Consider the following 12,903-nt stretch of genomic DNA (forward strand, 5'->3'; position numbering starts at 1 on the left):
CGTTGAGGGCCGCCACGAGGACGGTCGTCTCATATCGATCAGAAACGCATTGGGTCATTCGTTGAGGGTTGTCCCGGCTCACCGGAATTTGACGAGTCTCATTGGAGTCCGGCCACTCGGGATTCGTCTCATCGGACCTTGACGTCGCAGGTCAGGTACGGTGCGGGCATGATTGAGGGTCTTCCTTCCGATGCTGACGTGTCAGGTGAGGTGATGCTCGCCGGCTACTTCGTTGGGGTGCCCGAGCGGGTCACGGTCTCGGGGTTGCCCCGTACGGAGCGGCTGACCTCTGCGTCCGACTGCCTGATCGACCGGTTTCCGGATGCCGGCTGCTGGTTCGGCACGGCGCAGGAGGCACTCGCGGCCTGCCTGCCCCTCCAGTTGCCCGTGGAGGCACGCTTGTACGCCCTGCTGGTGCCCTCCGAACATGTCGGCGGATTCGTCGCCGACATCCGCGCGGCCGGGACGGACGAGCCGGTGCTGCTCGCCCACCTCGCCGGTCAGGGGGGCGGCGACGCCGCCCCGAAGGTGGCCGAGGGCGGGCACACGCTCGGCTGGGAGGTACTCGGATACGACAATGGCCTGCTCCACACCTGGCTCTGCAACGGCCTGTACGAGGAGGGCAGGCTCCACCTCGGAGTGGATACCGATGAACGCGGTCTGCTGCCCGACCGGCAAGCCGCCCTACGAGTCGCCGCCTGGGCGAACACCCGTGGAGACACCAAGCCGGTCACCTGGTTCCCTGGCGCCCTGATCGAGTGGGACACCCCGATCGAGAGCGGCCTCGGCCCCGTCACCACCGAGACCCCGGCGCCCCCTGCACGGCAGTCCTGGTGGGGCCGCATCCTCCAGCGCGCCTGAACCTCAGGCCGAGCCCGATATCGCCCTTCCGGTGGTCTCGCAGTGGTCGTCACTTCGCGGGCTGGTACTGGACAGCGTCGACCGGGCAGCATGTCGGCTTCGAGTCCTGGCTGGAGCGGGACCGGCTCGTGCTCATGGACTTTGACCCGCAGGTGACAGGGATTGCCTCGCAGCCGTTCTGGCTGCACTGGCATGACGGCGAAGGAGAGCGACGGAGACAGGTCAGCGGACGTGGGGGTCGCCGAAGCAGCCGTGGATGACGTGGGGCCGGCGTTGTCGGCGGCGGAAGAACTGCGGGTTTCGGCGGCGAGTTCGGCCTGGTTCCTGGCCCGGTGGGTGTGGAGGCAGGCTGCGTTTGAGGTCGGCGTCGACCAGGTCGTCCGGGTTCGGCCCGGGTGAGTACCCAGGCGAGTGCAGCTCGATCTTGTCGTCGTGCTCGGCAAGTTATGACTGGACGGCCTTCGAGCGTGGGCCCGAGTGCCGGTCGACGACCAGATGGGCCTTCCGGTCGAAACGCCCGACGATCCGGGCGAGGAACCGGCACATGACCTTAGGGTTTGTGGGTCACCCAGAGAAGTTCCGCCGGCCAGCGGTGGGCCCAGTCGGGCGGGTCGGTTTCGTTGTAGCCGTTGGGTGTTCCGGGTTCGGGCCGCGGCTCGATGAGGTCGTCGATGATGAGACCCGCGCCGCGCAAAACCTTGACCCAGTCGCCGTAGGTGAGCTGGTAGCTGGTCGCGCCGTCGCCTTCGGCGATGGTGTCCAGCCCGAAGTAGTCCTTCTGCAGCGTTGTGGTGACGCGGCCGGCGGCTTCGTCGTAGCAAGCTTCGAACCAGGGGCTGGCGACGTTGAACACCAGGCGCCCGCCTCGGCGCAAGACGCGTGCGGCCTGCGGGACGGCCAGGTGCGGGGACGCCCAACTGAGTCCACCGAAGTCGCAGAACACGAGGTCGAAACTGTCCTCGGCGAAGGGGAGTTGTTCGGCGGCGCCGTGCACCAGCTGGTAGCGGGTCGCTCCCATCGCGCCTTCCGCTGCGGCGAGTTGGGCTTCGGACAGGTCGAGCCCGACCACGGTGGCGCCCTCGGCGGCGAGCGCCCTGGACCACTGGCCGGCGCCGCAGCCGAGTTCGAGGACGCGCTTGCCGGTGACGTCGCCCAGGGCGTGCAGGTGCGCGTCTGGGATGGAGTACATGCCCCACAGCCGGGGCGTGGCGCCGATCTGCGGGTCGTGCTCGTGCTGGTAGGCGCTGCTGATCCGGTTCCAGAGCCGCCGGTTGGCGGGGATGCTGTCCACGTGCCGACTCCAGCACTGCATGCCGGGGGCGGTCAACACGATTTGGCCCTGTCAGGCGATCATGACGGTGGCAGAGTGTGTCCGTGAGTTACAGCATCTTTCTGCTCCGGTTCGTGGACCGCGAGGTTGTCGCGTTGGACGCCGAACGGTTTCGGCATGTGACGGAGCCGTACGTGGTCGCGGGCGGTCCGGAGGAGGGCTTCTCCCTGCTCCGCGCGGAGGACGGGGGCGAAGCGGACCTGTACCACGAGTCCCACGGCGAGAGCGGGATGCCGGGCGTGACGGCGACGCACTTTGCCCGTGGCGCGATGCTCGGCGTGCTCGCCCGGCTGGCGGCAGCCCTCGGAGCCTCAATCGTCCCCCAGAGTGGCGGGGCACTGATCTTCCACGAGAACGACCGTCGTCACCTTCCTGTGGACCTTCAGGGAAACGCGGTTGTCATAGCTCCGACGGAGGAAGCGTTGCAGGCGGCATTCGACGCGCGTTGAGCGTTGCCGTCCTGATCAGGGGGCCCATCCCGACCTCCGGATCACGGGCGGAGCCGGAGACGGATGGTTGCTGCGGTGACGGTTCCGTGGAAGACGTGGGCGCGCTCGTCGTCATGGGTCGCGAGGGGTCGGGGGCGCGTCCTGTGCCGTCGGGCGGCCCAGATACCAGACGGGTCCGGAGTCCGGCACGTCCAGCGGCTCGAACCCCAGACGGTCGTAGAACGCCCGGGCCGCCGTGTTCGCCTGCACCATGCACAGGTGCACGGCGGGCACGCCGTGCGCGTGCAGCGCCGCGAGGAGTGCGTCCATCAGGGCGCGCCCGTACCCCCGCCCCTGCCAGGAGGGCAGGAGGTCGATGTGCAGGTGCGCGGGATGGCGGGCCGGCTCTCCGCGGACCATGCGCTCCGGCGTGTGCAGCAGGACCGCCATCGACTCGGCGGGCGTGCCGGCCTCCCCGGCGGGCGCCGGGAACCGTTCCGCCACCCGGGGGAGCCACTCCTCGCGGAACCGGGCGGCGAAGCCGGCGGTGTCCGGTACCCCGAGGACGTAGCCGACGGCCCGCCCGGCGCCGTCGTCCAGGACGAACGCGAAGTCCGGCTCCAGCTCCACGTAGGGGTGGGCGAAGAGCACGGGCATCAGCTCGGGATCGGGGTAGAGCGGGGAGGAGTCACCTCCCTCGTGAGCCGTCCTGACGCAGATGTCCGCGAGTTCGGCGCGGTCCGAGGGTCGGTAGCGGCGGACGAACGGTGCTGTCTCCATGCGTGCGACGATCTCAGAGTGGGAGCGCTCCCGCACTGGGTTTGGGCCGGATTCGCCGGTGCGCGCGGCGGAGTCGGCCGCTCCGATTCTGCGTGGTCTGTCGAGCAGGCCTGACGGCCTTCGGAGTTGGTCTCGTCAGGCCGTTCCGCCGAGGGCTGGGAGGGCCTGCGGAGCCTGCAGTCGCCGACGGTCCGGGCCGGCGGATGCCGAAGCACCTTCGAAGCGCCGCTTGTTGGGGCCGTTGCCGGAGCCGTAACGGCAGCCGCCCTGATGTGCAGCCCGCCGCGTGCGTGGCGCAAACAGGACGAGTCTACGCGCGGAGAATTAAACATGCGCCCAAAGCGGACGACATCCGCCCCGAGGGCTACCGGTCGGTATCACCGCCCTGCTAGAAGTGTCGCGCTCAACCAACTCACCTCCCACGCTTTGGATTTGAGGCTGATCGCCATGCTCTGGCGAAGAATCGCGCTGTCCGCGTCAACCGCGCTCGCAGTGGCCGCCGCGGCCCTCGGAGTCGCCCAGCCGGCCACCGCCGCCGGCCACCGCTACGTGGCCCTCGGAGACTCGTACTCCTCCGGCGTGGGGGCCGGAAGCTACCTCGCGGACAGCGGCGACTGCCGCCGCAGCACCAATGCGTACCCGCGCCTGTGGGCAGCGGCCAACTCCCCCTCCGCGTTCTCCTTCACCGCATGCTCCGGTGCGACCACCGGCTCCGTCCGCAGCGGCCAGCTCGGCCCGCTGAACTCGTCCACGACCCTCGTCAGCGTCACGGCGGGCGGCAACGACGTCGGGTTCGCGGACGTCATGCAGACCTGCGTGCTCAACAGTGAGGCCACCTGCGTCGCGGCCGTCGACGCCGCAGTCGTGAAGATGAACAGCACGCTGCCCGGCGGCCTTTCCGCCCTCTACGGAGACATCCGCGGCCGCGCACCCCAGGCGCGCGTGGTGGTTCTCGGGTACCCCCGGTTCTACAAGCTGGCCGGGAGCTGCATCGCCGGACTCAGTGAGAGCGAGCGAGCGGCCATCAATCGGGGTTCGGACACCCTCAACGGCGTTCTCGCGAAGCAGGCGGCGAACGCGGGCTTCACCTTCTCCAGCGTCGTCGACGAGTTCACGGGCCACGAGATCTGCTCCGCCGACTCCTGGCTGCACAGCCTGTCCGTCCCGGTGTACAACTCCTACCACCCGAAGGCCGCTGGGCAGTCGGGCGGATACCTGCCCGCTTTCCGTTCGGCCGTCTGACCCTGCCGACCTTTGTACGAAGGGATCGGACCGGCCGCTCGACGGCTCGGCCCGATCCCGGTCGCATCGGGGTCGGACCGGCGCGCGGCCTTCTTCCCGGGCCGCCCCTTCGCGGTCTCGCCTGTGGGCCGGCTCCGAGTCGCGCCCGCGCGCCACATGGACGCCTCGATCGGATCGAGCGGCACGACCGGAGCGGTCGGACTCCGCCCCGGCCTCCCGGCGACCGAGCTCCTCCCCGCACCCGGCAACCCGCCGTCGCGATCACCATGGCCACGCCCTCGCGTGCCCGCTCGGCCCGCGACCGGGAGCCGCCCCACGAGTGCGCCAGATTCGCGACGTCGGTGCATCGGCACGCGCGCGGGGCTAGCTGAGCGTCTTCACCGCCGCCGCGTCGTACGGCTTGAGCTCGTCGGTCCGCCCTGCCAGGACCTTCGCGGCCCACTCCGGGTCCTGGAGCAGCGCGCGGCCGACGGCGACCATGTCGAACTCGTCCCGCTCCAGGCGGTCGAGGAGGTCGTCGATGCCCTGCACCGGGGCGCCCTCGCCCGCGAAGGCGTGGATGAAGTCGCCGTCCAGGCCGACCGAGCCGACGGTGATGGTGGGCCTGCCGGTGAGCTTCTTGGTCCAGCCCGCCAGGTTCAGGTCCGAGCCTTCGAACTCGGAAATCCAGTGGCGGCGGGTGGAGGCGTGGAAGGCGTCGACACCGGCCGCGGCGAGCGGGGCCAGGATCGCCTCCAGCTCCTGCGGGGTCTCGGCGAGCCGCGCGTCGTAGGCGTCCTGCTTCCACTGCGAGTAGCGGAAGATCACCGGGAAGTCGGGCGAGACGGTCTGGCGGACCGCGGTCACGATCTCGGCCGCGAACTTCGTACGGGCCACGGGGTCGCCGCCGTAGGCGTCGGTGCGACGGTTCGTCCCCGCCCACAGGAACTGGTCGAGGAGGTAGCCGTGGGCGCCGTGCAGCTCGACGCCGTCGAAGCCGATGCGCTCGGCGGCCGCGGCGGCCTCGGCGAAGGCGCCGATGACGTCGTCCAGGTCGCTCTGGGTCATGGCCTTGCCCGTGCCCTCGGTGCCGTCGGGGCGGATGCCGGAGGGCCCCATCGCCGGGGCGTCGGCGTAGGGCGCCTGGCCCTGCTTGCGCACCATGCCGATGTGCCACAGCTGCGGCACGATCGTGCCGCCCGCCGCGTGGACGGCCTCGGCGACCTTCGCCCAGCCCGCCAGCTGCTCCTCGCCGTGGAACCGCGGCACGCGGTCGCTCTGCCCGGCCGACTCGTGGCCGACGTAGGTCCCCTCGGTGACGATCAGGCCCACGCCGGCGGCGGCGCGTCGGGCGTAGTACGACCGCACGTCCTCGCCGGGGACTCCGCCGGGGGAGAACATGCGCGTCATCGGCGCCATCGCGATGCGGTTCGGGACGGTCAGGCCGTTCAGCGTGACGGGCCGGGACAGGATCTCGGCAGCGCGGGAGGTGGGGGACGCGGTGACGGTCACAGGGACGCTCCTCTGGGCTATTGCTTGACAACCTTGATGCTTGAGAACTTCATGCAATGAGGACGGTAGACGTCAAAGCTTGAGATCGTCAAGTATCTCCGGTTAGAGTGGCTCGCATGACAGAAGCTCCCCGCGCCGACACGGCCCAGCTCATGGAGCTGCTCTCCGTGTCGCTCGGCGTCTACTACGGCGATTTCACCGTCGCGGCGGCGAGCGAGAACCTCACGGCGAGCCAGGGCAAGGCCCTGACCGTGCTCCGCCGGGGGCCCGCCGCGATGCGCTCCCTGGCCGAGACCATGACCTGCGACGCCTCCAACATGACCGGGATCATCGACCGGCTGGAGAAGCGGGGCCTGGTGCGCCGCGAGGCCGACGCCTCCGACCGGCGCGTCAAGAACGTCATCCTCACAGCCGAGGGCGAGCGCGTCACCGACGCGATCCGCGCGAGGATGCGCACCACGCGGGAAGGCCTGGACAGGCTCAGCGGTGAGGACCGGGAATCCCTGTACACCCTGCTGGAACGGGTCTTCGTCTCCCCGCCCACCGTCTGACCCCTGGCTGCCTCGCGTCTCCTCGACGACGCCCGCTGCCGGCGCGGGGATGATGCCGACGCCCTCCGGCTCGCAGGCCCGCGGGCGGTCGGGAAATTGGTTTGTGCTCGGGCGGCGCCACCGACAGGATCGGGAACACCCATGAGTTCTTCCCGGCGCCGCGGTCCGTCATTGTGAGCTGCCACGTGCGGAGGACACTCACATGACGGAAGGCGCCATGCCCGCATCACACGCAGTGCCCGCGTCGCACGCGACGCCCACTCTCTCGCCCGCCCACATCACCGCCGTGCTGCGGATTCTCGTACTGTCCACGTTCGTCGTCCTCCTCAACGAGACGATCATGGTCAACGCGATCCCGCGGCTCATGCGCGAGTTCGAGGTCACCGCGGCGGCCGCAGGATGGCTGTCCACGGCCTTCATGCTCACCATGGCTGTCGTCATCCCGGTGACGGGGTGGTTCCTGCAGCGCGTGACGACCCGGACCGCCTTCAGCCTGGCCATGGCGCTGTTCCTCGCCGGTACGGCTCTGGCCGCGGCCGCGCCCGCCTACCCCGTGCTGCTGGCGGCCCGCGTCATCCAGGCCGGCGGCACCGCGGTCATGATGCCGCTGCTCATGACGACGCTGATGACCCTCGTGCCCCCGCACGACCGCGGCCGCGTCATGGGCAACATCACCCTCGTCATCTCCGTCGCACCCGCACTCGGCCCCGCGGTCTCCGGTGTGCTGCTGCAGCTGGGTTCATGGCGCCTGCTGTTCTTGGCCGTGCTGCCCATCGCCGGAGCCATGGCCGTCTTCGGCCGTCGCAAACTGGTCAATATCGGTGAGCCGCAGGCCGGCCCCATCGACTGGGTGTCCGTCCCCCTGGCGGCGGCGGGCTTCGGATCCCTGGTCTACGGCCTGAGCGGGCTCGGTGCCGGGGACGCGGCGCAGGCCCCCATGCCCCCGGTGGCCATGACCCTGACCGGCGCCGCGCTCGTGGGCCTGTTCGTGTGGCGACAGCTGGCGCTCCAGCGCTCGTCCACGCCGCTCCTTGACCTGCGCGCCCTGACGTTTCGTCACTTCTCCGTCGCACTCGGCCTGATGTGCCTGTCCTTCATGGCTCTCATGGGTGCGTTCATCCTGCTGCCTATCTATCTGCAGGAGGTGCGCGGCCTGAGCTCCCTGCAGACCGGGCTGCTCCTCATCCCGGGCGGCCTGACCATGGGCCTGCTCGGACCACAGGTCGGCAAGCTCTACGACCGGTTCGGCGCACCTCGCCTCGTCGTACCCGGAGCCGTACTCACGGCGCTGTGCCTCGCGCTGTTCGCACTCACGGGCGAGCAGACCTCGCCGTGGCTGGTGCTCGCCCTGCACGTGGCGCTGAGCGCGGGGATGGCGTTCGTCTTCACCCCCGTCTTCACCTCCGGCCTGTCCGTGCTGCCGCCGCACCTCTACCCCCACGGCTCCGCCATCCTCGGCTCGCTCCAGCAGGTCGCCGCCGCCGCCGGTACCGCCCTGGTCATCAGTGTCATGTCGGGACACGCCGCCACGGCGGCGGCCGAGGGTGCCGGCGCCACCGGCGCCCTGGCCACGGGCGTCCGATGGGGATTCGGCATCGGGGCCGTACTGGGCGCCCTGGCCGTGCTGGTCGCGCTGCTGGTCCGCACCCCGCCCGCTCCGCAGCAGCCCGCCGAGCCGGAGGCCCAGGACGAAGACGGCACCACGACGAACAAGACCGCCCCCACACCCACCTGACACCTGGACGAGCGACCGGGCACTCGGCACGGGCCATCGCCGTGTCGAGAGCGCCCGAGATCTCGTAGGAGTTCGTCGCAGGGGCCACGCCCGCACTCGGAGCCAGGGGGGGGCGAGGCCCGGCCCAGGAGCAAGGGGCGACGTCGCTCACCCAGCCGTCGCCCACCTCGCGGACGCCCAGATCAGCCGGCCATCGCCGCGCTGCCTCCACGGCTCGCATCTCCATCGGAGACGTATGCGGTCCGTGCCGAGGCGAGTTCACGCACGGTGGCCATGTCGCTGAAGGGCAGCAGTTCCTCGCCGACGATCTGGTAAGGCTCGCTGCCCTTGCCGGCGATCAGGACGGTGTCCTCGGGACTCGCCGCGGACAGGGCGAACGAGATGGCCTCGCGGCGGTCGGCGATCCGCTCGAACAGGGTGCCGGTCGCGGCGAGGCCGGGGGCGATCTGGTCCAGGATGGCCTGCGGGTCCTCGTTGCGCGGGTTGTCCGAGGTGAGGACGCACAGGTCGGAATGGGCCCCGGCGATCCGTCCCATGTCGGAACGCTTCGTGTCGTCCCGGTCGCCGCCGCAGCCGAAGACGGTGATGATCCGGCCCCGGGCATAGCCGCGGATGGTGGTCAGTACCTTGTCCAGGGAGTCCGGGGAATGGGCGTAGTCCACGATCACGGACGTACCCTCGGGGGTCTCGAAGCGTTCGAACCGGCCGGGGACGGGCGGCATCCGGTCGAGTGCCGTCACCAGGTCGCCCAGCTCGTGCCCGAGGACGTGGCAGGCGGCCAGGGTGGCGAGGGCGTTGGCCACGGAGAACCGGCCCGGGACGGGGATCGCCGCCGGATACGCACGCCCGCCGTGGTGGAGGGTGAACCTCGTGCCGGACGCGCTGACGGCGAGATCGGTCGCCCGGTAGTCCGCCGGCCCGTCGAGGGAGTACGTGGTCACCGCACCCGGCATCATCGCCACGATCCCGGCGCCCACCGGATCGTCGGCGTTGACCACCGCCTGCCGGCACAGCCCCTGGAAGAGACGGAGCTTGGCGTCCCGGTAGTTCGCCATCGTCCCGTGGTCGTCGAGGTGGTCCTGGGTCAGGTTGGTGAACACCCCGACGTCGATGAACGTACGGTCCACCCGGTGCGTCAGCAGACCCATCGACGTGGCCTCGAGCACCACGCTGCCGACCCCGCGGTCACGCATGCACCCCAGGAGATACTGCAGGTCCGGCGACTCCGGCGTGGTCAGCACCGATCGTGGCATCGGGATCAGCTCGTCGCCGATCCGGCTGCCGGCCGTCCCGATCACTCCCACCTTCGCGCCCTCGGAGATCCGCAGGGCGGACTCGACCATGTACGAGACCGAGGTCTTGCCGTTGGTGCCGGTGACCGCCACCACGTCCATCTGCCGCCCGGGTTCGCCGAAGTAGCGGGACGTGACGATCGCGGCCGCCCTCCGGATGTCCGGCACCCGCACGGCACACGAGCCCGGCGGCCACACCGACGCCGGGAGCGCCGGTTCCGCGCCGTCGACGACCACGGCGGCCGCTCCGCGGGCGAGCGCGGGCGCCACGGAGCCGGGCCCGCCCTCCCGGTGTCCGGGCACGGCGATGAACAGACAACCCGGCGTCACCCGATCCACGTCGAAGGTCGTCCCCGCGGTGATCAGCGCGCCGCGCGGGTCTCCCTGGAGTACGTGATGCTCCTGCCCGGCCAGCAATTCGCTCAGCTTCACAATGATCCCTTCGAGGTGGCCGGGCCCGGTCGTGCGGCCGTAGCCGGGCGGCAGCGCCGGGCGAGTGCCGGAACGCTGCTGTGGTGACGTGGAGCGGGGCGGAGACCGCCCGGCGTCGGCAGGGCGGGGCGGGTTCGGCCCGGGAGAGGTCCGGCGTACGGCGTGGAGAGCGGCGCGCCGGGGGAGATGGGAGGGCTAGCCGTGGCCGTGGAGCGCGATACGGCGAGTCGGGGGCGCGTCCACGTCGGCGGCGGTGGCCGGGTCGACAACGGCCGGACGCACTCCGGAGGCGGCCTGCAACAGGCACTGCCTCGTCGAACTCGTGCGACCCATGGGGCGAGTGTACGGCCGTTCCGCCGGCCTGCCGCCCACATGGCCGGCCGCGACGGTACAGGGAGCGGCCGTGGGGGCCCGCAGTTCGGTGCGGGCCCCGACGACCTTTCCCGTCTACGGAGTGGAGCAGGTGATCAAGAGCGCGCCGCGGCAGTACAGCAGGGTTCTGCGGGGCGTGACCTGGGCGGATCGGGCACGACGGCCGTGGCGGGAGGCGCGGGGTTCCCAGTGGACCATGAGGACCGCTGCCAGCATCGGGCCGCACGTCATGAGTATGAAGGTCATGACGTGGCCGCCGCCATCAGTGGGTCGGCCTGGGCCGCCGACTGTCCTGAGACGTCGGCCGCGGTCAGGAGGCGTCGGACGGCCCGGGAGCGGTTCGCGACGGTGAGGCGCCGTCCTCGCCGGGGCCACCAGTCGAGGACGGCGAGGAAGCTGGAGTCGCAGAAGGCGACCCGTGCGGTGTCCAGTACGAGTCCGGTGTAGCCGTCGGCCGCTGCCGAGGCCAGCAACGCACGCAACGGAGCGACGCTGTAGCAGTCGATCTCCCCGACGAGGCGGACGACCAGGGTGGAGCCGAGCGTGGTGCAGGAGTCGACGACTATGACGCCGGGCGCGTTGTCCGCGCCCGAGTCGTGCACGACGGGAACGGCGGGGGCAGCGAGCGAGGCGGGCAGTATCGGGGCTGTGCTTGAGGTACTCACGGACCCATCAACGCCTCGCGTACGGTGCTGGGATTCGAGGCACGCGGCTCTTTCACCCCATCTGAGCAGCATCGATCCCCAGCACGAGCGAAAGATGCCACCCGTACGGGTCAGCGGGGGGGCCTGTTCTCCCGCCCCCACGGCTGCGACGGCGGAGCCGGCAGAGGAGGCCCCCGACCCGGCCGAACCCCGCGCCGAGTCCGGTGCCTCCTTCTCAGCGCAGCTCTTCGGCCAGTCCGACGATGATGCCCTCCGGGCCGCGGACGTAGCAGAGCAGATGGCTGTCCTCGAACCGCGCGATCTCGCCGACGAGTGTGGCGCCGTGAGGGCGCAGGCGGGCAACGGTGTCCTCGATGTCGTCGACGGCGAACATGACACGGTGTGTGCCCAGCACGTTGTGCGGCCGGTTCCGGGGCCCGCCGCTGATCACCGCGGGGCTGCGGTACTTCGCCAGCTCCAGCCGGCTGTGGCCGTCGGGGGTCCGGACCATCGCGATGTCGCAGTGGACGCCTTCGAGTCCGGTGCACCGGTCGGCGAACAGCCCCTCGACCTCGCCCCTGCCTTCCACCTCCATACCGAGTTCCACGAAGAACGCGATGGCGGCATCCATGTCGTCGACGACGATGCCGACGTTGTCCATCCGCTGAATCGCCATGCCGGTTGCTCCTTCTTCCACGTGCGGCCGGGGGCCGCTGTTGTCCCGGGGACGGAGCCGATGGCACGTTCTCGACATCCGCGGACCGCCGAACTCCGAAAGGTCCGGATCACGCCTGGAGCTCGTCCGACCCGCGGCGGCGTCGATGCGCGCGCGTGACCCTCTCCGCCCGAGCGACGCCCCGCCCGCAGGCTCCGGCCAGTGCTCATTTGTCGCAGTGCTCGGCGGGCTCCTGACGAGCAGGCACATCATCGCCGACGTCCTGGCCGTCGACCCGTTCCATCTCCGCCGCACGGAGCCCTGTCGGGTCGCGCAACCACTGCCGCCCGTCGCTGTCGATGAACTGGATCGCCCGGAGCGGGGCCACGCCCTGTTCGATTCCGAAACTGTTCAGCAGGAAGGCGTCGACGGCGCGGTGATCGAAGACCATGCGGGTGCAGGGCGGGACGGTCGAGAAGGCCATGAAGACGTCCTCGTGCTCGGCCGGGTCGATGTCCGCGTCCGGCGCGTACCACCAGAGCTCGACGTTGGTCACCGGATCCAGTGAGCGGTTCACCAGAACGATCGTCTCGGAGAGTTCGCCGGCCGGCTCGGCCCAGAAGCCGACCCGTCCGGCCTGCTGCCGCTCGTCCTGGTCCAACTGCCTGCGCGTGGCGTCCACGCTCGACGAGGCCACCGTGGCGCTGAAGAAGAGACCGATCGCGGCCGCGAGGGCGGACAGGGCGGTCGCCCAGGGCGCCAACGCGTTGCCGAGACCGAGGGGTCGGCGTGCCCCTCGCGGCGATCCGCCGGCCGCCGGACGTCGCCGACGGGCGTTCAGCCGACGGGCCCTGACAGTGGGGGAGGTAGGTCGATGCGCCACACCCTCACCATCGGCCAAAGAGCGCGGCCCGGCCACCGGGTGTCCTCCACCCGGCAAGGCGGTGGAGAAGCAGCCGCCGCACAGCGGGCACCCGCGGTCGATCGCGTCGTCCGTTCGAGCGACTCCGCACCGGGCCGGCGGCGTCGCGCCCTGCCACCAGCCGGAGCGATGCGCACCGGAGGCAGTCCGGCTCGGGCGGCTCGTGAC

General features: G+C 70.8%; 13 protein-coding genes and 1 pseudogene. 6 read left to right on the forward strand and 8 right to left on the reverse strand.

Going from position 1 to position 12,903, the window contains the following annotated elements; genetic code table 11:
* Positions 1-198 precede the first annotated feature (198 nt).
* Both AOK00_RS11770 and AOK00_RS40190 read left to right on the forward strand, forming a co-directional pair.
* Positions 199-861, forward strand: coding sequence for a hypothetical protein (locus AOK00_RS11770; RefSeq protein ID WP_159041741.1), 663 nt, complete (start codon positions 199-201; stop codon positions 859-861).
* A pseudogene (locus tag AOK00_RS40190) lies at positions 834-1,076 on the forward strand (hypothetical protein); the annotation flags it as partial. The gene AOK00_RS11770 and the pseudogene AOK00_RS40190, both read left to right, overlap by 28 nt.
* A gap of 335 nt (positions 1,077-1,411) precedes the next feature.
* On the opposite strand, the gene AOK00_RS11780 reads toward AOK00_RS40190, so the two are convergent.
* Complete coding sequence (locus AOK00_RS11780; protein ID WP_055600261.1) at positions 1,412-2,152, reverse strand: class I SAM-dependent methyltransferase; 741 nt, start codon at positions 2,150-2,152, stop codon at positions 1,412-1,414.
* An 83-nt stretch (positions 2,153-2,235) separates the two neighbouring features.
* Between AOK00_RS11780 and AOK00_RS11785 the strand changes: the two genes are divergently transcribed.
* Positions 2,236-2,640, forward strand: a complete 405-nt coding sequence (locus tag AOK00_RS11785; RefSeq protein WP_159041742.1) for a hypothetical protein — start codon at positions 2,236-2,238, stop codon at positions 2,638-2,640.
* A 111-nt stretch (positions 2,641-2,751) separates the two neighbouring features.
* Here the strand turns inward: AOK00_RS11785 and AOK00_RS11790 are convergent, their stop codons facing one another.
* A complete protein-coding gene (locus AOK00_RS11790; protein WP_055600263.1) occupies positions 2,752-3,399 on the reverse strand; it encodes a GNAT family N-acetyltransferase in 648 nt (215 codons plus the stop codon).
* A 447-nt stretch (positions 3,400-3,846) separates the two neighbouring features.
* On the opposite strand from AOK00_RS11790, the gene AOK00_RS11795 reads away from it, so the two are divergent.
* Positions 3,847-4,641, forward strand: coding sequence for an SGNH/GDSL hydrolase family protein (locus AOK00_RS11795; protein ID WP_055600264.1), 795 nt, complete (start codon positions 3,847-3,849; stop codon positions 4,639-4,641).
* 363 nt (positions 4,642-5,004) lie between these two features.
* Here AOK00_RS11795 and AOK00_RS11800 read toward each other — a convergent pair whose 3' ends face one another.
* Complete coding sequence (locus AOK00_RS11800) at positions 5,005-6,132, reverse strand: NADH:flavin oxidoreductase (RefSeq protein ID WP_055600265.1); 1,128 nt, start codon at positions 6,130-6,132, stop codon at positions 5,005-5,007.
* 116 nt (positions 6,133-6,248) lie between these two features.
* On the opposite strand from AOK00_RS11800, the gene AOK00_RS11805 reads away from it, so the two are divergent.
* A complete protein-coding gene (locus AOK00_RS11805; protein ID WP_055600266.1) occupies positions 6,249-6,683 on the forward strand; it encodes a MarR family winged helix-turn-helix transcriptional regulator in 435 nt (144 codons plus the stop codon).
* Between the two features lie 217 nt (positions 6,684-6,900).
* Positions 6,901-8,418: a DHA2 family efflux MFS transporter permease subunit gene (locus AOK00_RS11810; RefSeq protein WP_107097367.1), complete on the forward strand. Its 1,518-nt coding sequence runs from the start codon at positions 6,901-6,903 to the stop codon at positions 8,416-8,418.
* A gap of 182 nt (positions 8,419-8,600) precedes the next feature.
* Here the strand turns inward: AOK00_RS11810 and AOK00_RS11815 are convergent, their stop codons facing one another.
* From AOK00_RS11815 to AOK00_RS11830, 5 genes are all read right to left on the reverse strand, one after another.
* Positions 8,601-10,142 carry a UDP-N-acetylmuramoyl-L-alanyl-D-glutamate--2,6-diaminopimelate ligase gene (locus AOK00_RS11815; RefSeq protein WP_055600268.1) on the reverse strand — a complete coding sequence of 514 codons (1,542 nt, stop codon included), beginning with the start codon at positions 10,140-10,142 and terminating at the stop codon, positions 8,601-8,603.
* 195 nt (positions 10,143-10,337) lie between these two features.
* Positions 10,338-10,475, reverse strand: coding sequence for a hypothetical protein (locus AOK00_RS38995; protein ID WP_159041743.1), 138 nt, complete (start codon positions 10,473-10,475; stop codon positions 10,338-10,340).
* Between the two features lie 281 nt (positions 10,476-10,756).
* A complete protein-coding gene (locus AOK00_RS11820; RefSeq protein WP_159041744.1) occupies positions 10,757-11,179 on the reverse strand; it encodes an STAS domain-containing protein in 423 nt (140 codons plus the stop codon).
* Positions 11,180-11,393: 214 nt separating this feature from the next.
* Positions 11,394-11,834, reverse strand: coding sequence for a VOC family protein (locus tag AOK00_RS11825; RefSeq protein WP_055600270.1), 441 nt, complete (start codon positions 11,832-11,834; stop codon positions 11,394-11,396).
* Between the two features lie 205 nt (positions 11,835-12,039).
* Positions 12,040-12,576, reverse strand: a complete 537-nt coding sequence (locus AOK00_RS11830; protein WP_055600271.1) for a hypothetical protein — start codon at positions 12,574-12,576, stop codon at positions 12,040-12,042.
* Between the last annotated feature and the right edge of the window lie 327 nt (positions 12,577-12,903).

Origin of the sequence: Streptomyces aureus (assembly GCF_001418135.1) — a bacterium.
Classification (GTDB): Bacteria; Actinomycetota; Actinomycetes; order Streptomycetales; family Streptomycetaceae; genus Streptomyces; species Streptomyces aureus_A.